Here is a 22,889-nt window from a genome sequence, read left to right on the forward strand (position 1 = left end):
ATTTAAATATATTACTTATCTTAGTAAATATTTATTATTTTAAATATTTTTTATGAAAAGATATATTTATATTTTTATTATATTTAATATTGATAAAAATAAGGTTATGCAATTGAATAAAAATCGTGTGCGTTTAGCTATACAAAAATCAGGTCGGTTAAGTAATGATTCACAAAATTTATTAAAAAATTGTGGTCTCAAAATTAATTTACAAAAATCTAGTCTTATTGCTTTTGCAGAAAATATGCCAATAGATGTTATTTTAGTTAGAGATGATGATATTCCAGGTTTAATTATGGATGGTGTAGTGGAATTAGGAATTATAGGGTCTAATGTTTTAGAAGAAAAATGTTTAACTAGATTATTATCAAAAGAGTCGGTTTCATATACTATTTTACAAAATCTTGATTTTGGTATTTGTCGGTTATCACTTTCTGTTCCTTTAGATATGGAATATTCGGATATATCTTGCTTAAAAAATTGTCGTATTGCAACATCATATCCAAATTTATTAAAACGATATTTTGATAAAAAAAATATTCCTTTTAAACCGTTTGTTTTAAATGGTTCTGTAGAAGTAGCTTATAATTCTGGTTTAGCAGATGTTATATGTGATTTGGTTTCTACAGGAGCTACATTAGATGCTAATGGGTTAAGAGAAGTAGAAACTATTTATAATTCTCGTGCTTGTTTAATTTCTCGTGAAGAGAAATACATGATTCCGGAAAAAAGAAGATTTATTAAAAAATTATTAAATCGAATTCAAGGTGTTATTAAAGCACGAGAGTCTAAATATATTATGTTACATATTGAAAAAGATAAATTAAGTAAAGTAACTGATTTGTTAAAAGGGGTAGAGCAACCAACTATTTTAGAATTATTTGGTAATAAAAATAAAGTAGCTTTACATATGGTTAGCAGCGAAACTGTTTTTTGGGAAACCATGGAACAATTAAAATTATTAGGGGCTAGCTCTATTTTAGTTTTATCTATAGAAAAAATGATGGAATAAAAGAATTATGTTAAATATATATAAAAATATTTTTAATTGGAGTGATTTAACAAAAGAAGAAAAAAAATTTTTATTATTAAGACCTCGTATTATTGCTGATAAAAAAATTAAAAAATCTATCAAAAAAATTATTAGTACTATTAAAAAAAATGGAGATGTTGCTGTACATTCTTATAATTTAAGATTTGATAAAATTAAATTAGATTGTTTTTATGTCTCTCAAGAAAAAATAAATTTATCAGCTAACTTAGTTTCTAAGTCTTTTAAAGATGCTGTTTCAGTTGCAAAAAACAATATTGAAATTTTTCATTCTAAACAAATTTCATCTAATTTATGTGTTGAAACATTTCCAGGAACATATTGTCAGCATATTATAAAACCTATAAATTCAGTAGGTTTATATGTTCCTAAAGGTAAACTACCATTAATTTCTACTGCATTAATGTTATCTATACCAGCTAAATTGGCAAAATGTTCAAATATTGTATTATGTTCCCCTCCACCCGTTAGTAATGAAATATTATATATTGCTAAAATATGTGGAATTAATCAAGTTCTTCAACTAGGTGGGGCTCATGCAATCGCTTCTCTTGCTTTAGGAACTGAAACTATAAAAGCTGTAGATAAGATTTTTGGACCAGGAAATATTTTTGTTACAGAGGCTAAATTACAAATTAGCCGTGATATTCCTGGTGTATCAATAGATATGCCTGCCGGTCCTTCAGAAATATTAATTATATCTGATAAATATTCTAATTCATCATTTATTGCTTCTGATTTATTAGCACAATCTGAACATGGCAGTAATTCACAGGTAGTTTTATTAAGTACAAGTTTAGAATTTGCAAAAAAAGTTGTGGTAGAAATTAAAAAACAATTGTCTTATTTATCTAATAAAGATATTATTTTAAATTCATTAAAAAATAGTAGAATTATTATTTCTACTTCCTTACTTGAATGTTTTGAAATATCAAATTTATATTCTCCTGAGCATTTAATTTTGCATATAAAAAATTCAAAAAAATTTTTATCATATGTTAAAAACGCTGGAGCAGTATTTTTAGGAAAATGGACTCCTGTATCTGCAGGTGATTATATTACTGGAACAAATCATGTTTTACCAACATATGGATATTCTAAAACTTATTCTACTTTACGTATTTCTGATTTTCAAAAAATAATTACAGTTCAAAAAATGACAAAAAAATCTTTAAAAAATTTATCAAAAAGTATTTCAGTATTATCTTTAACAGAAGGAATGGATGCTCATAATAAATCAGTAAGTATTAGAATGAATGTATTAAAAGATAAACAAGTTATTAATGAGTTAAAATAAAATGAAAAAATTAACTCCGAATCATATACATATTTTAAAACCCTATGAATCAGCACGTAGTATTGGTTTAAAGGGTCATGTTTACTTAAATGCAAATGAATCTCCATGGATTAATACAGTTAAATATGAACATAATAATTTAAATCGATATCCAGAATTTCAATCATTTAAATTATTAAAAAAATATTCTCAATATTCTTGTATACCTAATAATCAAATTTTAATTACTAGAGGGGCTGATGAAGGAATTGAATTATTAGTTCGTACTTTTTGTGTATCTGGTAATGATAATATTATGTTTTTCCCCCCTACATATGATATGTATTCTGTAGTAGCTGATATTTTTAATATTAAAAAAATAATAGTACCAGTTTTACCAAATTTTCAATTAGATATAAAAAATATTAAAAAAAAAATTAATAATGTTAAATTAATTTATTTATGTAATCCAAACAATCCTACTGGAAATTTGTTTTTTCGAAAAGATATAATCAGTATTCTTACTATGATTCCTGAAACTACTTTATTAATTATTGATGAAGCTTATATTGATTATTCTATTCAAGATAGTTTTATTTCTGAATTAAGTAGATTTAATAATCTGGTAATTTTGCGAACTTTGTCTAAAGCGTTTGGTTTATCTGGAATTAGATGTGGTTTTATATTATCAAATATAAATATTATTAATATCCTTAAAAAGGTATTAGCTCCATATCCTATTCCTACTCCAGTATCTAATATTGCTATAAAGTCATTAGAATTAAAAAATATTACAAAAGTAAAGAAAAATATTTTACAAATTTTTAAAAATAAATTTTTTTTAATTAATAAAATAAAATCTTTTTCATGTGTAAAAAACATTTTTTTTAGTCAAGCTAATTTTGTTCTTATAAAATTTTATCAATCTAAAAAAGTATTTCAATATTTAATATCAAAAGGGATTATAATTCGTGATCAATCGCATAAGTTAGGTTTAAAAGATTGCTTAAGAATATCAATAGGTACAATAAATGAATGTAAAGATTTAATTAATATTTTATCTATGTTTGAAGGAAAGAAAATATAAGATGAAAAAAAAATTTTTATTTATTGATCGTGACGGTACTTTAATTAGAGAACCAAAAAAAACGTATCAAATCGATTCTATTAGTAAATTTTATTTAGAAAAAGATGTAATCTATTCTTTATTAAGACTTATTGATTTAGATTATCAATTAGTTATGATTACCAATCAAGATGGTTTAGGAAGTAGTTCTTTTCCCATAATAAAATTTAGTAAAATACATAATTTAATGTTAAATATTTTTTCTTCACAAAAAATTTTTTTTAAAAGCGTTTTAATTTGCCCGCACTTTATACACGAAAAATGTAATTGTAGAAAACCAAATACTTCATTAGTTTCATATTGGATTAATAATATTGGATTAGATAGAAAGAATAGTTATGTAATTGGAGATAGAAATACAGATATTCAGTTAGCCCATAATATGGGAATTAAAAGTTTTTTATATCATTCAAAATTTTTTTCTTGGAAAAAAATTGTTAAACAATTAACATATCCTAATAGGGTATCAGAAATTTCTAGAAATACTTTAGAAACAAAAATATTTATTAAAGTTAGTTTAGATTTTCCTATAAAAAACTATATTAATACTGGAATTAGTTTTTTAGATCATATGCTAAATCAAATTAGAATACATAGTGGTATTTTTATGTATATTAATGTTATAGGAGATTTGTATGTTGATGATCATCATACAGTAGAAGATATTGGGATAACTTTAGGGTCTGCATTAAAGCGTGCCCTTGGAAATAAAATAGGATTATCAAGATATGGTTTTACTTTACCTATGGACGAAAGTATTTGTTCATGTTTACTTGATATATCAGGGCGTTCTTTTTTATCTTTTTATGCTATTTTTAAAAATAAATATGTTGGTGATTTAAATGTATGCATGATTGAACATTTTTTTTATTCTTTAAGTCAATCTATGAAGATTACTATTCATTTACATGCTTTTGGAAAAAATGATCATCATTGTGCTGAAAGTTTATTTAAAGCATTTGGTCGTTCTTTAAAACAAGCTATTTATTTAGATGGTCATGATTTACCTACATCAAAAGGTTTATTATAATGTCAATTGTGATTATTAATACAGGATGTTCAAACTTGTATTCTATTCAATGTTCTATACGTCGGTTAGGATATTTGGCTTATGTTACTGATTCAATTTATGAGATTAAAAAGGCTAAAAAAATATTTTTACCTGGTATAGGTACTTCTTCTTCTGTAATAAAATTTTTAAGAGAAAAAAATTTATTATCTTTTATAAAGTGTACACAGCAACCAATTTTAGGTATTTGTTTAGGTATGCAGTTATTAGGAAAATATAGTTACGAAGGAAAAAAATCTATTTTATTAAACAAAGTATCATGTTTGATAAAAAAATTACCAAATATAAATTGTTCAGTTCCACATATTGGCTGGAATACTGTAAATTATACTATAAATCATGAATTATTTAAAAACATTGATAATAATACTCGTTTTTATTTTTTACATAGTTTTTATATGAATGTTAATCAATATACTATTGCTTCTTCTATAAATGGTATTCAATTTTGTTCTGCAATAGCAGTAAAAAATTTTTTTGGAGTTCAATTTCATCCAGAAAAATCAGGAAAACCGGGGGAGCAATTTATTAAAAATTTTTTAGAGATATAAAAATATGATTATTCCATCATTAGATTTTATTAATGGTAAAATTGTTCGTTTGTATCAAGGTGATTATAATAATAAAATACATTATGAAATGGATATTTTTAAACAAATAGATCATTATGTACAACAAGGTGCAACGTATATACATTTAGTTGATTTAGATAGATGTACAAACCCATTAAATCATCAAAAACATATTTTAAAGATTATTTCTCATTATAGTCAAATTGATTTTCAGATAGGTGGTGGAATTCGTTCTGAAAGAGATATTGAAGATTTATTTAATTCCGGTGTTTCAAAAATAGTTATAGGAACATCTGCTATTTTATATCCAGACAATTTTAAATTATGGTTAGATAAATATGGTTGTGCTAATTTCATATTAGCTTTAGACGTAAAAATAAATAATAATAATGAAAATAAGGTTGCAATTAATGGTTGGAAAAATATTACAAAAATTAATTTAGAAAGTGTAATAAATAATTTTATTCCATATGGATTAAAAAATATTTTATGTACTGATATTTCAAGAGATGGAACTTTTTTAGGTCCTAATATAAATTTATATAAAAGTTTAAAAAAAAAATTTCCTAATATTATATTACAATCTTCAGGTGGAATTAGTTCTATTTCTGATTTATATCATTTAAAAAAAAATAATATAGAACATGTTATTATAGGTCGTGCCTTTTTAGAAAAAAAATTTACTTTTTTGGAGGCTCAAAAATGTTGGCAAAAAGAATAATAGCGTGTTTAGATGTTAAAAATGGTATGGTTGTAAAAGGTATTAAATTTTGTAATCATACTGTTATTGGAAAAATAATTGAATTAGTGAAATATTATTCTATATCAGGTATTGATGAATTAGTTTTTTATGATATTTCAGCTTCTCCTGAAAAAAAATTATTAGATATGAAATGGATTACCAGAATTGCTGAATTAATCAATATACCCTTTTCAGTAGCTGGAGGTATTTCTTCTGTAGAAGATGCTAAGCAGGTTTTATCATTAGGTGCTGATAAAATATCTATTAATTCTCCAGCATTGCATAATCCTTTATTAATTAGTAAATTAGCAGATCGTTTTGGAGTTCAATGTGTTGTAGTAGGAATAGATTCATGGTACGATAAAATAAAAAAAAAATATCAAGTTTTTCAATATACTGGAAATGAAAATAAATCTCATCTTACATGCTGGGATACTTTTAATTGGGTAAAAAAAGTACAAAAATTAGGTGCCGGTGAAATTGTTTTAAACACTATGAATACCGATGGAACTAAAGGTGGTTATGATATTGAACAATTAAAAAAAATTCGCGAAATTTGTTCAGTTCCTTTAATTGCTTCTGGTGGAGCTGGTTGTATGAATGATTTTTTAAATGTTTTTTTAATAGCTAAAGTAGATGGTGCTTTAGCAGCTTCTATATTTCATAATAAATTTATTTCTGTTCTTGATTTAAAAAAATTTTTATTTAATAAAGGAGTGATAATTAGATAATGTTAACTTGTAAAAATATAAAATATTTAAATTGGAAAAAATTAAATAATATGATTCCAGCTATTGCTCAACATTATGTTTCTGGAGAAATATTAATGTTTGGATATATGAATCAAGAAGCGCTGAATAATACAATTAAAAAAAGATTATTTACTTTATTTTCTCGTAAAAAAAACAGATTATGGGTAAAAGGAGAATTTTCTAAAAATTTTTTATATGTAAAAAAAATTACAACTGATTGTGATTATGATGTTATTTTAGTTAAGGTAAAACCATCTGGAAATACATGTCATTTAAATAGATTTAGTTGTTTTAAATCTTCTAAACCAATTTATTCTTTTTTAGTAAAGTTACAAAGTGTGATTAAATCAAGAAAAAAAGAATATTCTAAAAAATCTTATATTAGTAATCTATTTTCTTTAGGTAGAAATAGAATTGCACAAAAAGTAGGAGAAGAGTCTATAGAAGTTATTATAGCTTTTTTAGAAAAAAATTCGACTAATATAATTAATGAATCATCTGATTTGTTATTTCATTTATTAATTTTATTACAGTCTGTTAATGTAGATTTTAAATCAATTATTTTAAATTTAAAAGATCGTTCTTATAAATAAGATATTTTTTTAGGATTTAATTAATATTTTTTTAAAATAAATGTATATATTTATATATATATTAACAATATATATTTTAGTGAGGGTATTTATGTTAAACAATGATATAGGAATTATTGGAATGGGTGTTATGGGGAAAAATTTAGCTTTTAATATTGCTAGAAATGGATATTCTGTATCAGTTTTTAATAGATCTCATAACGAAACAATGAAATTTTTATTTAAAAACTCCGTTAATTCATTATTTCCTTTTTCTAATTTAGAAAAATTTATTAACTCTTTAAATAAACCACGTTGTGTGTTATTAATGATTCAATCAGGTTCTCCTATTGATAAAATAATAAATGTTCTTTTACCTTATTTAGATTCTGGTGATTTAATTATTGATGGAGGAAATTCTTTTTATAAAGATACTATTAAACGATTTAATTTTTTACAAAAAAAATCTATTCAGTTCCTCGGGGTTGGAATATCAGGAGGAGAGCTCGGAGCATTACAAGGACCTTCTATTATGCCTGGCGGTAATATAGAATCTTATAAATTAATTGCTCCGATTTTTAAAAAGATTTCAGCTAAATATAACCAAGAAGATTGTGTAAAATATATTGGTCCAAATGGATCTGGGCATTATGTAAAAATGGTTCACAATGGTATTGAATATAGCGATATGCAATTAATTGCAGAAACTTATTCTTTACTAAAAAATTTAGTTGGAATGAATAATACTGATTTGTCATGTATTTTTAAAAAATGGAATGAAGGAGAATTATGTAGTTATTTAATAGAAATTACTGGAAATATTTTATGTAAAAAAGATATGGATGGAAACTTTATTATTGATTCTATTTTAGATGTAGCTTCAGGAAAAGGTACCGGTACCTGGACAGCAAATAGTGCTTTAAAATTACAAGTTCCTTGTTCTATCGTAACAGAGTCTGTTTTTTCACGATACTTATCTTTTTTAAAAGCTAATAGAATGATTGCTTCTACAATATTATCAGGCCCTAAAGTATCCTTAAATAGTAATTTTAATAAAGAAATGTTTATTGAAGATGTTCGTAAAGCATTATATTTAGGTAAAATTATTTCATATGCACAAGGTTTTTTTTTAATGAAGAAAGCTTCTGAACATTATTTTTGGAATTTACAGTTTTCGGATATTGCTAAAATTTTTCGCTCTGGATGTATTATTCGAGCAAATTTTTTAAATGATATTGTAACAGCATTTTCAGAAAATAATAACTTAATTGACTTATTATTTACTCCGGTTTTTCAAGATGTTATTAATCTATATCAACTTTCTTTACGTACCGTTGTTACTGAAGCTATAAATAACGGAATTTCTGTTCCTGTTTTTTCTAATATTTTGTCATACTACGATGCATATCGTACTGTTAATTCAGCTGCTAATCTAATACAAGCTCAAAGAGATTATTTTGGATCTCATACTTATAATAGAATTGATCAATCAGGTTCTTTTCATACTAATTGGTTAGAATAATTGTATTTTTTTTTAAAATATAATATATAATGTATAGATTATTCTGCATGATGAAATATTTTGATAATATAATATTAAAATTTTTTATTTTTATAAAATTTTATTTTAATAAATAATTTTATTTATAATAGAGAAAAATATTTTTTATAAAAAAAATAATTAACTAGTTTATTTTATAGTATTTTTATTTTTTTTATTATTTTATGGTTTATTTTATGAAAAATTTTACTAATACTATTTTAGTAACATGTGCTTTTCCATATTCCAATGGTGATATACATTTAGGACATTTATTAGAACAAATTCAAGCAGATATTTGGGTTAGATATCATCGTATGAGAGGTCGTTCTGTTATTTTTATTTGTTCAGATGATACACACGGAACTGCTATTATGTTAAAAGCAAAAAAAATGAAAATTAGTCCAAAAAAATTAATTTATTGTATGCAAAAAAAACATAAAAATAATTTTTTACAGTTTTCTATTATTCACGATCATTATTCATCTACAGATAGTAAGATTAATAAAAATTTATGTGAAAATATATATCATATAATAAAAAAAAAAAAATTAATTAAAGAAAAATATATAGATCAGTTGTATGATAAAAAACTGAATATGTTTTTATCAGATAGATTTATAAAAGGTACTTGTCCAAAATGTAAATCTATTAATCAGTATGGTGATAATTGTGATTTTTGCGGGGTAAATTATAATGCTATAGAATTATTGAATCCTATTTCAGAATTATCAGGTTCATCTCCTGATATTAGGAATTCTAAACATTTATTTTTTAAATTATCTTATTTTTCACAATTTTTAAAAAAATGGATTAATTCTGGAGTTGTTCAAAAATCTGTATTAAATAAAATAAATGAATGGTTATCTATAGGTTTACGATCTTGGAATATATCTAGAGATAAACCATATTTTGGTTTTAAAATTCCTGGCTTTTCTAATAAATTCTTTTATGTTTGGTTAGATGCTCCTATTGGTTATATTAGTTGTTTTAAAGAATTATGTAATATTAAAAAAAATATTAATTTTAATGAATTTTGGTCTATAAATTCAAAAAATAAATTATATCATTTTATCGGTAAAGATATTATTTATTTTCATAGTTTGTTTTGGCCTTCTATATTAGAAGCGATTAATTATAGAAAACCTACTAAAATATTTGTTCATGGTTATGTTACTTTTAAAGGATTAAAATTATCTAAATCAAAAGGATTAGCAATTTCAGCAAATAAATGGTTATCTTGTTTTGATTCTGATTCTTTAAGATATTATTTTGCTTCAAAATTATCACATACTATTGAAGATATAGATATAAATTTATATGATTATGCATATAAGATTAATTCAGATATTGTGAATAATATAATTAATTTAGCTGCAAGAAACAGTTCTTTTTTAAAAAAGTATTTTTTTAATACATTATCAAATAATATTAAAGAATTAAATTTATATCAACAGTTTATTAATATAACTATATGTATTCAGGATTTATTTGAAGAAAGAAAATTTTCATTAGTAATACAGAAAATTAGATATTTATCTAATCTTGCAAATAAATATATTGATGAAAAAAAACCTTGGTTATTAATAAAAAATATAGATAATAAAAATAAAGTTCATGATATTTGTTCTTTAGGAATAAATTTATTTCGAATAATAATGATTTTTTTAAAGCCTATTATGCCGAAATTAGTATATAAATCTGAATTATTTTTAAATACATCATTATATTGGGATAAAATTAATGAACCGTTATTAAATCATAAAATTAATGATTTTTCATGTTTATATAAACGAATTGAAATTAGTTTTATTGATGATTTTTTAAAATAAATGAAATATTTTAATTTATTAAATTTATCCATAAAATTTTTATATATTCATTATCTATTTTTTTAATATAATTTGTATTAAATATACCAATACCAGATATTAATTGTTCATTATAAAATAATAATGGTATTGTGTTTCTTAACCAGGGCGGTATGTTATTTTTTTGAAATATTTTTTTTATATTATTTTTTTTTTTTATATTATTAAATATATATTCTTTTTTAATATAAAAACGAATATTAATTAACGTATTTTGTGAAGGGAATGTAATTTTGTAACTTTTTTTTTTTTGAAAAAAAATTTTTTTAGATACTAAAAATCCTAAATTTTCTGGTAGTTTTAAAGGTTTATAAATATTATTCCAATATATAATTATATTTTTAATATTAGAATTTGGAGTAATATAGTATATTTTTTCTTTAAATTTTCTTATTTCTCCATTATTAAAAATTATTTTTTTATTATGATAATTTTTGTTTAAAATAATTTCTTGATATACTCTATTTAAAATTTTATAAGTTGGAACACTACCACATTTATTTTTTAACCATTGTTTTAATACGGAATATTTTGCTTCTAATTTTAGATTAGAAAAATTTATTAATGATAATGATCCATCTAAAAACATATTTTTTTTTAAAAAAATTTTAATAAAAAAATTTAATGCTTTTTGATCTTTTTCAAGTATTTTTATACTTTTTATACAATTTTTTAAAAATTCTGGCCATCTTTTGTAGATTTTTAATAAAATTTTGTTTCTTAAGAAATTTCTATCGTATTGAATTAATTTATTAGATTCATCTTCCACCCATTTTATTTTTTTTTTTTTAGCCCAAGATATAATTTTTTTTTTTTGTATAGATATTAATGGACGTACTATTTTGATAGTATTATATTTTGAACTAAATTTTATTCCTGATAACCCATCAATTCCACTTTTTCTTTTTAATTTTAAAAAGAGATTTTCACATTGATCATTAAGATTATGTGCTTGTAATAATATTTCTTTTGGTAATAAATATTTTTTAAAAATTTTAAGTCTTTTTAGTCGAGCATAACCTTCTATACCATATTTATTTTTTTTTGGAATATATATATTCTCAATAATAATTTCTATATTGTGTTTTTTGCAAATATATTCACAATATTTTTGTGCAGCTATAGAATGTGAATATAAGTTATGATTTATATGTATTGCTCGAATTTTTATATTATTTTCTTTTTTATAGATAAGCAATTGGTGTAATAATACAGTTGAATCAACACCTCCACTTAAAGCTAATAAAAATTTTTTTTGTTTAGGATATTTTAAAAATAATTTTTTTATAAACATGATTAATAAATTACATATAATTTTTTACGTTCGGGTGGATTTGAACCACCAGCTTCTACCATGTCATAGTAGCACTCTAACCATTGAGTTACGAACGTATTTATTAGTAATATTTTACTATATAAAAATTAATTTATCAATTAAAAATATATATTTTTATATTATTTTAATTTAGTATTGAAATATAAATAATAATTTTTTTAAAAATAACTATATAATAATTAAATTATATATAGTAATTATAACAGTTTATTCTTATTAATTTTTTAATTTAATAGGTTATTAGAATGGTTAATAAAATTAACATTATGGATTTTTTAGAAAAAAAAAATTTTTTTTCTCAAATTTTTAATAAATTAGATTTGTATAAATATATACAAAATAATAGAATTTTTTTATATTGTGGTTTTGATCCTACAAATAGTAGTTTACATATTGGTCATTTATTGCCAATTTTATGCTTAAAATATTTTCAAAATTTTGGTCATACTCCAATTATTTTGATTGGTGGAGCAACAAGTATAGTCGGAGATCCTAGTTTTAAGGAACGAGAAAGAAAAAAGAACTCATTGGATTTTTTAAAATTTAATCAAATTTGTTTAGAAAAACAGTTATTATTTTTTTTTGATGATAGTAATCATATTAAAAATAAAGCATTAATATTAAATAATTATTCTTGGTTTCAAGACATTTCTATATTGTCTTTTTTAAGAAAAATTGGAATACATTTTTCTATAAATTATATGATTCATAAAAAATCAGTTAAAAAAAGATTACTAAAAGAAAAAACAGGTATGTCGTTTACCGAATTTTCATATAGCTTGATGCAAGCATATGATTTTTCTATTTTATATAAACGATATGGAGTTAAATTACAGATTGGAGGATCTGATCAATGGGGTAATATTTTGTCTGGTATACATTTAATTAAGAAGTTATATAATGATGAAGTATTCGGTGCTACTAATTCATTATTAACAGATACAAGTGGAAAGAAGTTTGGTAAAACTGAAAAAGGTACTACTATATGGTTAGATCCTAAACGAACTAGTCCTTATAAATTTTATCAATTTTGGATTAATATTTCAGATCAAGATATTAATAATTTTATTACATTATTTACTCCTATTGATATAAATATGATAGATATTAAGTTTTGTGACACTAATTACAAAACAAATATTATAAATAAAAAAATCTTTTTAGCAGATTTTTTAACTCATTTTGTACATGGTCAACACGCTTTAACTTCTGTTAAACGTATTATAAATTTTTTATTTAAAGGTGGACCTATTCAGAATATTAAAGAAGAAGATTTTATTCAATTACTTCAAGATGGAATTCCGTCTATTGTTTGTAAAAATTTTTTAGATTTGCCGCATTTATTAGTACTGTCATCATTATCTGTTTCTTTAAATCAGGCTAGAAATATGATAGTTTCTGGAGCTATATGTATAAATGGCGCAGTACAAAATCAAAAAAATTATTTTTTTTCTTCATCAGATTTATTACATAATAAATATACACTATTGTGTAGAGGGAAAAAAAATTATGTTCTTGTTTTTTGGAAAATTTAATTATATATTTTATTTTTTTTAAAATATTTTAAGTTTCAATATTTTTATATATTGAAACTTTCCCCGCAACCACAAGTAGAAATATGATTTTTATTTTTAAATGTAAATGAATAATTTAGTCCTGTTTTAGAAAAATCTATAGTAGTTGTTTCTAATTTTGATATTATATCTTTTGGAATAATAAATTTAATGTTTTTTATTACAAAAATATCATCAGAATTATAAATATTATATGCTAATTTTAGTATATATTTAAATCCAGCGCATCCAGATTTTTTTATTTTTATTTTAATTCCTTTGCTTTTTTTTTCTTGATTTAATAAAAATAATATTTGTTTTGTTGCTTTTTTAGTTATTTTGATTGGTGTTTTTTTTGTATTTTTTTTCATAATTTTCATATTTGAATAAATATATTTGAAGATTATTAATAATATTTTCTATAAAACTATTAATTATATTATTTTTATATGTATCTAGATAATTATTTTATTAAATAAATTTATTATTAAATTATTTAAGTTTTTTATATAAATCTTGTAAATAAATTAACTTTTACTGATTAGAATTATATCTTTTTTATATTATAAAATCATTATTTTTTTTATATTGATGTCAATTTAGTTAATATATTTATTAATTTTTATATAAAAAATTTTAATTATGTATCATAAATTATAATTTAATGTTTTTATTTTTAAAAAATAATTTTGTATAAAAGTAATGATTTTTATGTTATTTTAAGTATTTTAATAGAAAAATATTTTTATATTATTAGTTTAATGATTTAAGAAATATTTTTATATACATAAAATATTTAAAAAAATCTTATTTTTTTATTCTATATATAATTTATTTTTTATTAAAATAATAATATATAATATTATTTAATTTTATTAAATTTCAATTACTGTATTTGAATATGTTATTATATTTTATATAAAATAAATATATTAATTTTATATATGGATTTTTTTAATGAATTTTATTTTTTAGCTATACTAGCTAATATAATATTTTTTTATTTATATATATTTATTTTTTTATAGTTTATTATGAGTAGTTTATATTTACATTTTTATAAAATTATATAGAGAATAAAATGAAAAAAATTGATGAATTAATTAATTTAAAAAAAAATAGTTTGTTAATAACTCCAAAAATTTTATTTGAACGTTACAAAATAACCCCTACAGTTTATAATTTAATTCAGTTGACACGTGATAATATACAGAAAATTTTATCAGGTCAAGATAAAAGATTACTAGTTATTATAGGTCCGTGTTCTATACATGATCCTATAGCAGCAATAGAATATGCTAAAAGAATAAAGACATTACGTAATAAATATTCTTCTTATTTAGAAATTGTTATGAGAACATATTTTGAAAAACCTCGTACAGTATTAGGTTGGACAGGTTTAATATCTGATCCATATTTAGATGGTAGTTTTAATGTAAATGATGGATTAGCAATAGCAAGAAAATTATTATTAAAAATTAATAAATTAGGTGTTCCAACTGCAACAGAATTTTTAGATTCTACAGTAAGTCAATTTATTTTTGATTTAATTAGTTGGGGGGCAATTGGGGCTCGTACTACTGAAAGTCAAGTGCATAGAGAGCTTGCTTCTTATTTACCATGTCCTATAGGTTTTAAAAATGGAACTGATGGCAATATTTCTATTGCAATTGATGCAATTCGTTCTGCAAAAGCAAGTCATTTATTTTTATCTCCAGATAAATATGGAAGAACTGTAATTCATCGCACACAAGGGAATCATTATGCGCATATTATAATGCGTGGTGGAAAATTACCCAATTATCATAAATCAGATATTGATTTTGCAGTTCAAGAATTAAAAAAATTTGATTTACCTGATAATTTAATAGTTGATTTTAGTCATGCCAATTCGTTAAAAGATTATAAAAGACAGTTAAATGTATCCACATCAGTTGCACGTCAAATTTATAATAAATCTACTTCTATCTCTGGAGTTATGATCGAAAGTTTTTTAAAAGAAGGTTCACAAAAAATATGTAATATAAAAGAATTAGTATTTGGTCAATCTATTACTGATTCTTGTTTAGGCTGGGAAGAAAGTGTTGCTATATTAGAACAATTATCTGAATCTATTAAGGTTCGTTTTTAAATTTTTTATAAATATAAAAAATATTTATTTTTATATTAGAATATGAATTTTATTTAATATAATTTTTTTTAAGGATTAAATATGCAGGTTGTTACAACATGCGATGGAATTAAAAAGATATATAAAAGCCCTGTTACTTTAAAAAAAATTTTTAAAGATGTATATCCAAAACATTTATCACATTTTATTGCTGGATTTATAGATAATAAATTAGTTGATTTAAATACATTAGTATATCATGATTCATCAATTATAATGATTGATGAAAACAATAAAATGTTTTTACAAATGGTAAAACGTTCTTGTATGCAATTATTAAATCGTATATTAAAATCTATGTGGCCAAATGTAAAAATAGCAGGTGGATGTATAACTGAATCTGGTTTTTATTGTGATATAGATATGTTATATATTTTAACAAAACAAGATTTAAATAGTATTTCTATAAATATGTTAGAAAAAGCTTCTAATTCATATGAAATATATACAAAAACCATTTTTAAAAAAGATTTTTTAAAATTATTAAAAAAAAAAAATGAGATTTATCAAATTAGTATTATTAATAAACAATCAGTTAATGAAAATAGTATTAATATTTGTTATCATGAAGATTATTGTGAATTTTCTAAACAACCTCAAGTATTTAATATTAAGTTTTGTAAATACTTTTTATTAAAAGATATTTCAGGAGCATATTGGAATAATAAAAAAGAAAATAAAATGTTACAAAGGATTCATGTTATCGTTCAAGTTTCAAAAAGACGGTTAATAGAGTTTGTTTCGAAAGAAAAAGAATTAGAAAAACGTGATCATCGTAAAATTGCAAAATTTTTAAATTTATATCATATTCAAAAAGAGTCTCCTGGTATGATATTTTGGCATGAAAATGGATATATTATTTTCAAACAATTAGAAAGTTTTATTCGTGATAAGTTAATTAAAAATAATTATATAGAAGTAAAGAGTCCTGTTATTTTAGATAAAAAACTTTGGAAAAAAAGTGGTCACTGGAAATATTATAATTCATCTATTTTTGTTACAAAATCTGAAAACAGAGAATATTGTATAAAACCCATGAATTGTCCAGCTCATGTTCAAATTTTTAAATATGGTTTAAAATCTTATAAAGATTTACCAATACGCATGTCTGAGTTTGGTAGTTGCCATAGAAAAGAATCTTCAGGTTCTTTACATGGATTAATGCGTGTACGTGGTTTTACTCAAGATGATGCACATATTTTTTGTACTAAAAAACAAATTAAATTAGAATTAAATAATTGTATTAATTTATTATTTGATTTATATAATACATTTGGTTTTAAAAAAATTACTATAAAATTTTCAACTCGTCCAGAAAAAAGAATTGGTAGTGATGATATTTGGGATCAAGCAGAAAATGATTTAGAATCCGTTTTAAAAGATCACGGATTATCTTTTCAATATCAATTAGGTGAAGGAGCATTTTATGGTCCTAAAATTGAAATTGCCTTAGAGGATTCTTTGCAGAGAATATGGCAATGTGGAACTATTCAATTAGATTTTTATTTATCTAAAAAATTAAATGCCTTCTATATAAATAGAGATAATTTTAAAAAATATCCTATTATTATTCATAGAGCTTTTTTAGGTTCTATAGAAAGATTTATAGGTATTTTAATTGAAGAATATAATGGAAGTTTACCTATATGGTTATGTCCAATTCAAGTAGTTATTATAAATATCTCTACTATACATATCTCTTATGTAGAAAAAATAATGAAATTATTTTTATCTTATAAAATAAGGGCTATTTCAGATATTACATCTAACAGTATTAGTTTTAAAATTCGTAATTATATTAATAAAAAAATACCATATATTATAATATGTGGAGATAGAGAAGTAAAAAATAATGATATAACAATAAGAAATAGGTTTTCTAATAAACTATATCAACAAAATATTAATATTTTTATTGAAAATATTATTAATAATATTAAAAATTATAGTATACATGATATCAATATGGAGGGCTAGAGTATAAAAGTCGGAAAAAAAAATCAATTATCCCGTCCCCATCGTATTAATAAAGAAATTATTTCTTCTAAAGTAAGATTAATGGGTTTAGACGGTGAACAACTAGGAATTACTAGTCTTTATAAAGCATTAGAACAAGCTAAAGTATATGGATTTGATTTAGTTGAAATTAGTCCTAATTCTATACCCCCGGTATGTCGTATTATGAATTATGGTAAATTTTTGTATGAAAAAAGTAAAGCTCTTAAAAAACAGAAAAAGAGACAAAAGATAGTTCAAATGAAAGAAATAAAATTTAGACCAAGTACAGATAAAGGAGATTATGAAGTTAAATTAAGAAGTTTAATACGATTTTTAAAAGATAGTCATAAAGTAAAAATTACTCTTAGGTTTAGAGGTCGGGAAATGGCCCATCAAAGTATTGGGGTTAACATGTTAAATCGATTAAAAAATGATTTATCTATTTTAGCAAATGTTGAATCATTTCCAAGAAGAATCGAAGGCAGGCAAATGGTAATGATTTTATCTCCGAAGAAATAAATTTATTTATATAATTTATTTTATTTAATTTTTAATATAAGATATTTTTTTATTTTGGAATATTTATGCCTAAAATTAAAACTTTACGCAGTGCTTCAAAAAGGTTTAAAAAAACTGCTTCTGGTCAATTTAAGCGAAAACAAGCAAATTTACGTCATATTTTAACGAAAAAAAATACTAATTATAAACGTCATCTTCGCAAAAAGGTTATTATTTCATCATCAGATCGAAGTAAAATTTCTTTTTTTCTTCCTTATATTTAATTTTTAATAAAAATTTTATGTACTTGATAACTTATAAAGGAGATTTTTAATGGCACGTGTAAAAAGAGGTGTTACAGCACACGCTCGTCATAAAAAAGTAATTAAATTAGCAAAAGGTTATTATGGGGCGCGTTCTAGAGTGTATCGTGTTGCAAATCAAGCTGTTATTAAAGCAGGGCAGTATGCTTATAGAGATAGACGTAATAAAAAAAGGAATTTTAGAAAATTATGGATTATTAGAATAAATGCAGCTGCTCAAAATTATAATTTATCATATAGTCAATTTATACATGGTTTAAAAATATCATCAATTAATATTAATCGAAAAATATTAGCAGAAACAGCGGTTTTTGATAGAGATACATTTGGTTTATTAATAGATTATTCAAAAAAAGCTTTAATTAATTAATAAATTAACAAAATTTTTATAAACTTTATTTGAGGGAGTAACCAATCTCCCTATGTATATGAAAAATATTTATTAAAAATATATTTATATTATAATTTTAGTATGTTGGTATAAACGTGAAATTAAAAAAAGAAATTCATCAATCTTTAAAAAAAATTTTTAAATTAGCAATTTTAGAAATGAAAGAAATAGATAATATTAACTCATTAAATAATTTTCAATCTAAGTATTTGGGAAAAAATAGTGTTATATCTTTTTATTTTAATAAATTAATTAAATTAAATATTTCTGAGCGTATACAATGTAGTGTTATTTTGAATGATTTTAAAAAAAATATTAAAAATAAAATTAATAATAAAAAAAAAAAAATACATAGAGATATATTAAAAGAAAAAAAAAATAAATCTTTTTTTGATTATTCTTTACCTGGTAGAAAATTTGAACGTGGTAGTTTGCATCCCATTACTATAGTTATTAATGAAATGAAAAAAATTTTTAATCACTTGGGTTTTTTAACATATTATGGTCCAGAATTAGAAGATGTATATTATAATTTTGATTCTTTAAATATACCAAATAATCATCCGTCAAGAAGTATAAATGATACTTTTTGGTTTAATTCTAATCATATTTTACGTACTCAAACGTCTAGTATGCAAGTGAGAATTTTAGAAAAATATTCTTATCCAATAAGAGCTATTTTTCCTGGAAAAGTATATCGCCGTGATTATGATCATACACATACTCCTATGTTTCATCAAATTGAAGGTTTAATAGTAGATAAATCAATTTCTTTTTCAAATTTAAAATGGATTTTAGAAAATTTTATTACACAAATTTTGAAAAAAGATGTTAAATTACGTTTTCGAAGTTCATATTTTCCTTTTACTTGTCCTTCAGCAGAAATGGATATTCAAGATAAATATGGAAATTGGTTAGAAATTTTAGGTTGTGGAATGGTTCATCCTAATGTTTTAAAAAACTGTAAAATTGATCATAATGTTTATTCAGCTTGCGCGTTTGGTGTTGGTATAGAAAGAATTGCTATGTTAAAATATTCAGTATCTGACATTCGTTATTTTTTTGAAAACGATATACGATTTTTAAAACAGTTTGTTTAATAGAGATTATTACAAATGAAGTTTGGTGAAGAATGGTTACATAAATGGATTAATTTGTCTATTTCAAGTAAAAAGATATGTAGACAATTAACAGATTTTGGTTGTGAGGCAGAGTTCATTAAAGAAAATAAGATTCTTTTTTTAAATACAGTTATAGGTCAAATTATTTCAAAAAAAATATATAATATAAATAAAAAATTAATTGTATATACAGTATGTATTGATAAAAATAAAAATGTTCTTATTATATATAAAGAAACTAAGTATTTATTAATTGGAACTAAAGTTCCAGTTATTTTATCTAAAAAATTTTTAAAAAAAAATATTGATAAATTTCTTTTTGATTTTAATGAAAATATTTTAAGTAATAGGTTAGGTTCTTATAGTAAATTAAACATAGAAAAAAATAATCATAATATTATTATTCTAGAAGATACAGCTAAAATAGGATCAAATTTTAATGATTATTTTTATAAAAATACTTGTATAATTAAATTATCTATACCTTTTAACCGTATAGATTTACGTTCTATTTGGGGTATATCTAGAGAAATTGCAATATTAAACAATTTACCTTTACCTAAATTAGTATATAAATCTTCTTTAGATCAAAAAAAACTTTTTTCATGTAATTTTAATGTTAATATTCAAATTAATAATATTCAATATATTTTTTGTGAATTATACTCAATAAAATTAAAATCTGTTTTACCTTTCTGGATGCAAGATCGATTAAGAAGATCTTGTATGTTAACTAATAATATTATAACAAATATTCTGAATTATATATTTATTGAAACTGGACATTGGTTTCATGTTTTTGATTTAGATAAACTGAATAAAAATTTATTTATAAAATGTATAGAAAAAAAAGAAATAATTAAAGATATATATAATAATGATTTTTCTTTGTTAGAAGGTACTATTGTTTTATCAGATAACAAAAATATTTTATCTTTTGAAGATATGGAATATTCTAACTATGCAACTATGGATTTTTCTACTAAAAATTTATTTCTAGGTTCTATTTGTTTTGATTATCAATTTTTACAAAAGAGAAATGTATTAATTCCTATAATAAATAGACAATTAGATTATTCAAAATATAATATATATCCTAATATACAAAAAAATATTTTTAAATACACTCAAAAATTAATAATTGATATATGCAGAGGGAATGCTTCAGAATATAAAAAATATAATATGAATAATAATAGTTTTATTTCAAATATATTTTTATTGACAATTAATAAATTAAATAAAATTTCTGGAGTTATTTTTACTAAAAAAGATGTAATCTCTATTTTAGATAATGGTTATTTTTCATTTTATGAAAAAAATGATATTTTTTTTGTTACCCCCCCATACTGGCGTTCTGATATTATTATTATTGAAGATTTAATTAGTGAAATTATTCGTATTTATGATTATAAGAATATTAAATCAGTACCACCTAAAGAATATATAAATAATTTTCTAGATAAGAAAGAAAAAGTATCATTATCACGAATTAAATTATTTCTCTCAGATCGTGGATATTTTGAAATTATTTCTTATAGTTTTGTAAATCCTATGATACAAAAACATTTTTTATCAAAATTTGATGTACTAAAAATTAAAAATCCTATTTCTAATGATATGTCTGAAATGAGATTATCTTTGTGGATTGGTTTAATAAATTGTATTTCTTATAATCAAAAACGCCAACAAGAATCTATCCGTATCTTTGAGACTGGATCATGTTTTTGTCTTGTAAAAAAAAATAATGATAAAATTGTTCAAAATGAGTATTTATCTGCAGCAATTAGCGGAGTTATTAGTCGTCGTGAATGGTATTTAAAAGATAGAAAATTTGATTTTTATGATTTAAAAGGTGATCTTGAATCTATTTTGAATATTTGCGGAAAGTTAGATTATATAGAATTTGTTTCAGAAAATTATGTTGGTCTATGTGCGGATAAAAGTGCTGGTATTTATTTATCTGGTGAATTAATTGGTCGAATTGGAGTATTAGATATTACTTTTCATAATATTTTTAATTTAAAAGATCCTATTATTTTATTTGAAATTATGTGGAAAAAAATTTGTAGTAAAAATCCTATTAATGTAAAATATATATCTATTTTACCGAGTAGTAAAAGAGATATTTCTATAATTGTTTCAAAAAATATTTTGACTAAAAGTATTCTTGATATATGTTACAAAAATATTAGTATAAAAAAAACTAATATACATATATATGATGTATATTTTGGATTAAATATACCTCCTAAAAAAAAGAGTGTATCTATTTGTTTTGTTTTTAATAGTATTAAAAATACACTTAAAGAATCTGATATTAATTTAAATATTTCTCAATGTATTATTGCCTTAAAAGATAAATTAGGAGCAACTTTAAGAGAATAAATTTATGGTATTAACCAAAGCAGAAATTTCAGATTATTTATTTAATAATCTAGAATTAAGTAAACAAGATATAAAAAATTTAGTAGAAATTTTTTTTGAAGAAGTACGTAAGTCACTGGAAATTGGAGAAGAAGTCAAGTTATCGGGTTTTGGTAATTTTTATCTAAGAGATAAAAAACAAAGGCCCGGAAGAAATCCAAAGACTGGTGAAAATGTTTCTATTTCAGCTCGAAGAGTAGTAGTTTTTAAACCAGGACAAAAGTTAAGAAATAGAGTAGAGTCATTAAAATATGTAAAGATAAAAAATAATATTACTTAAATCTATTTTTATAGAAATAGATTTTTTAAGTTTATTAAAACTTTTATTTAATATTAATTTTATTTTTAAAATCATATTAATAGTTAATATATAATTATATATAATGAATGTTTAATATTTTTTTAAAAAATATAAAACATTTTATAAATTATAAGTAAGAATTATACTGTATTTATTTAATAATTTTCTATAAATTAATAAAAATTATTTAGTTTAATTGT

General features: G+C 21.8%; 21 protein-coding genes and 1 tRNA gene. 19 read left to right on the forward strand and 3 right to left on the reverse strand.

Annotated elements, in window-relative coordinates:
• Positions 1-106: 106 nt before the first annotated feature.
• From hisG to metG, 10 genes are all read left to right on the forward strand, one after another.
• A complete protein-coding gene (gene hisG, locus BUCICURV3402_RS00345; protein WP_154029131.1) occupies positions 107-1,012 on the forward strand; it encodes an ATP phosphoribosyltransferase in 906 nt (301 codons plus the stop codon).
• A gap of 7 nt (positions 1,013-1,019) precedes the next feature.
• Positions 1,020-2,348, forward strand: coding sequence for a histidinol dehydrogenase (gene hisD, locus BUCICURV3402_RS00350; protein WP_154029132.1), 1,329 nt, complete (start codon positions 1,020-1,022; stop codon positions 2,346-2,348).
• Between the two features lies 1 nt (position 2,349).
• Positions 2,350-3,414: a histidinol-phosphate transaminase gene (gene hisC / locus BUCICURV3402_RS00355; protein ID WP_154029133.1), complete on the forward strand. Its 1,065-nt coding sequence runs from the start codon at positions 2,350-2,352 to the stop codon at positions 3,412-3,414.
• 1 nt (position 3,415) lies between these two features.
• Positions 3,416-4,483 (forward strand): bifunctional histidinol-phosphatase/imidazoleglycerol-phosphate dehydratase HisB, encoded by a 1,068-nt coding sequence (gene hisB / locus BUCICURV3402_RS00360; protein WP_154029134.1) that lies wholly within the window; start codon positions 3,416-3,418, stop codon positions 4,481-4,483.
• On the forward strand, positions 4,483-5,073 hold the full coding sequence (gene hisH, locus BUCICURV3402_RS00365) for an imidazole glycerol phosphate synthase subunit HisH (protein ID WP_154029135.1): 591 nt from the start codon (positions 4,483-4,485) through the stop codon (positions 5,071-5,073). The genes hisB and hisH overlap by 1 nt, the downstream gene beginning before the upstream one ends.
• Before the next feature lie 4 nt (positions 5,074-5,077).
• Positions 5,078-5,815, forward strand: coding sequence for a 1-(5-phosphoribosyl)-5-[(5-phosphoribosylamino)methylideneamino] imidazole-4-carboxamide isomerase (locus BUCICURV3402_RS00370; protein ID WP_154029136.1), 738 nt, complete (start codon positions 5,078-5,080; stop codon positions 5,813-5,815).
• Positions 5,797-6,567, forward strand: coding sequence for an imidazole glycerol phosphate synthase subunit HisF (gene hisF, locus BUCICURV3402_RS00375; RefSeq protein ID WP_154029137.1), 771 nt, complete (start codon positions 5,797-5,799; stop codon positions 6,565-6,567). Before BUCICURV3402_RS00370 ends, hisF begins: the two co-directional genes overlap by 19 nt.
• On the forward strand, positions 6,567-7,181 hold the full coding sequence (gene hisIE, locus BUCICURV3402_RS00380) for a bifunctional phosphoribosyl-AMP cyclohydrolase/phosphoribosyl-ATP diphosphatase HisIE (protein WP_154029138.1): 615 nt from the start codon (positions 6,567-6,569) through the stop codon (positions 7,179-7,181). Before hisF ends, hisIE begins: the two co-directional genes overlap by 1 nt.
• Positions 7,182-7,272: 91 nt before the next feature.
• Entirely contained in the window at positions 7,273-8,682 is a 1,410-nt protein-coding gene (gnd, locus tag BUCICURV3402_RS00385) for a decarboxylating NADP(+)-dependent phosphogluconate dehydrogenase (protein WP_154029139.1), read from the forward strand.
• A 215-nt stretch (positions 8,683-8,897) separates the two neighbouring features.
• Positions 8,898-10,532, forward strand: coding sequence for a methionine--tRNA ligase (metG, locus tag BUCICURV3402_RS00390; RefSeq protein WP_154029140.1), 1,635 nt, complete (start codon positions 8,898-8,900; stop codon positions 10,530-10,532).
• 10 nt (positions 10,533-10,542) lie between these two features.
• Here the strand turns inward: metG and tilS are convergent, their stop codons facing one another.
• Together tilS and BUCICURV3402_RS00400 are read right to left on the reverse strand one after the other, a co-directional pair.
• The gene (gene tilS / locus BUCICURV3402_RS00395) at positions 10,543-11,865 is read right to left on the reverse strand and encodes a tRNA lysidine(34) synthetase TilS (RefSeq protein WP_154029141.1); all 1,323 of its coding nucleotides are present in this window, start codon (positions 11,863-11,865) and stop codon (positions 10,543-10,545) included.
• 25 nt (positions 11,866-11,890) lie between these two features.
• Positions 11,891-11,963 (reverse strand) — tRNA-Val (locus BUCICURV3402_RS00400).
• Positions 11,964-12,152: 189 nt separating this feature from the next.
• Between BUCICURV3402_RS00400 and tyrS the strand changes: the two genes are divergently transcribed.
• Positions 12,153-13,442: a tyrosine--tRNA ligase gene (gene tyrS, locus BUCICURV3402_RS00405; RefSeq protein WP_154029142.1), complete on the forward strand. Its 1,290-nt coding sequence runs from the start codon at positions 12,153-12,155 to the stop codon at positions 13,440-13,442.
• 44 nt (positions 13,443-13,486) lie between these two features.
• On the opposite strand, the gene BUCICURV3402_RS00410 is transcribed toward tyrS, so the two are convergent.
• Positions 13,487-13,831: a HesB/IscA family protein gene (locus tag BUCICURV3402_RS00410; RefSeq protein ID WP_232036843.1), complete on the reverse strand. Its 345-nt coding sequence runs from the start codon at positions 13,829-13,831 to the stop codon at positions 13,487-13,489.
• Positions 13,832-14,541: 710 nt separating this feature from the next.
• Here BUCICURV3402_RS00410 and BUCICURV3402_RS00415 point away from each other — a divergent pair.
• The 8 genes from BUCICURV3402_RS00415 to BUCICURV3402_RS00450 all read left to right on the forward strand — a co-directional run bounded on the left by BUCICURV3402_RS00415 (position 14,542) and on the right by BUCICURV3402_RS00450 (position 22,668).
• Complete coding sequence (locus tag BUCICURV3402_RS00415; protein WP_154029144.1) at positions 14,542-15,591, forward strand: 3-deoxy-7-phosphoheptulonate synthase; 1,050 nt, start codon at positions 14,542-14,544, stop codon at positions 15,589-15,591.
• An 81-nt stretch (positions 15,592-15,672) separates the two neighbouring features.
• On the forward strand, positions 15,673-17,607 hold the full coding sequence (gene thrS, locus BUCICURV3402_RS00420) for a threonine--tRNA ligase (protein ID WP_154029145.1): 1,935 nt from the start codon (positions 15,673-15,675) through the stop codon (positions 17,605-17,607).
• 3 nt (positions 17,608-17,610) lie between these two features.
• A complete protein-coding gene (infC, locus tag BUCICURV3402_RS00425; protein ID WP_154029146.1) occupies positions 17,611-18,147 on the forward strand; it encodes a translation initiation factor IF-3 in 537 nt (178 codons plus the stop codon).
• 65 nt (positions 18,148-18,212) lie between these two features.
• On the forward strand, positions 18,213-18,410 hold the full coding sequence (gene rpmI, locus BUCICURV3402_RS00430; RefSeq protein WP_154029147.1) for a 50S ribosomal protein L35: 198 nt from the start codon (positions 18,213-18,215) through the stop codon (positions 18,408-18,410).
• A 49-nt stretch (positions 18,411-18,459) separates the two neighbouring features.
• A complete protein-coding gene (rplT, locus tag BUCICURV3402_RS00435) occupies positions 18,460-18,819 on the forward strand; it encodes a 50S ribosomal protein L20 (RefSeq protein WP_154029148.1) in 360 nt (119 codons plus the stop codon).
• A 116-nt stretch (positions 18,820-18,935) separates the two neighbouring features.
• Positions 18,936-19,940, forward strand: coding sequence for a phenylalanine--tRNA ligase subunit alpha (pheS, locus tag BUCICURV3402_RS00440; RefSeq protein ID WP_430809736.1), 1,005 nt, complete (start codon positions 18,936-18,938; stop codon positions 19,938-19,940).
• Positions 19,941-19,955: 15 nt separating this feature from the next.
• Positions 19,956-22,349: a phenylalanine--tRNA ligase subunit beta gene (pheT, locus tag BUCICURV3402_RS00445; protein WP_154029149.1), complete on the forward strand. Its 2,394-nt coding sequence runs from the start codon at positions 19,956-19,958 to the stop codon at positions 22,347-22,349.
• Positions 22,350-22,353: 4 nt separating this feature from the next.
• Entirely contained in the window at positions 22,354-22,668 is a 315-nt protein-coding gene (locus BUCICURV3402_RS00450; RefSeq protein ID WP_154029150.1) for an integration host factor subunit alpha, read from the forward strand.
• Positions 22,669-22,889 lie beyond the last annotated feature (221 nt).

The organism is Buchnera aphidicola (Cinara curvipes) (assembly GCF_900698915.1).
Taxonomy (GTDB): domain Bacteria; phylum Pseudomonadota; class Gammaproteobacteria; order Enterobacterales; family Enterobacteriaceae; genus Buchnera_F; species Buchnera_F aphidicola_AY.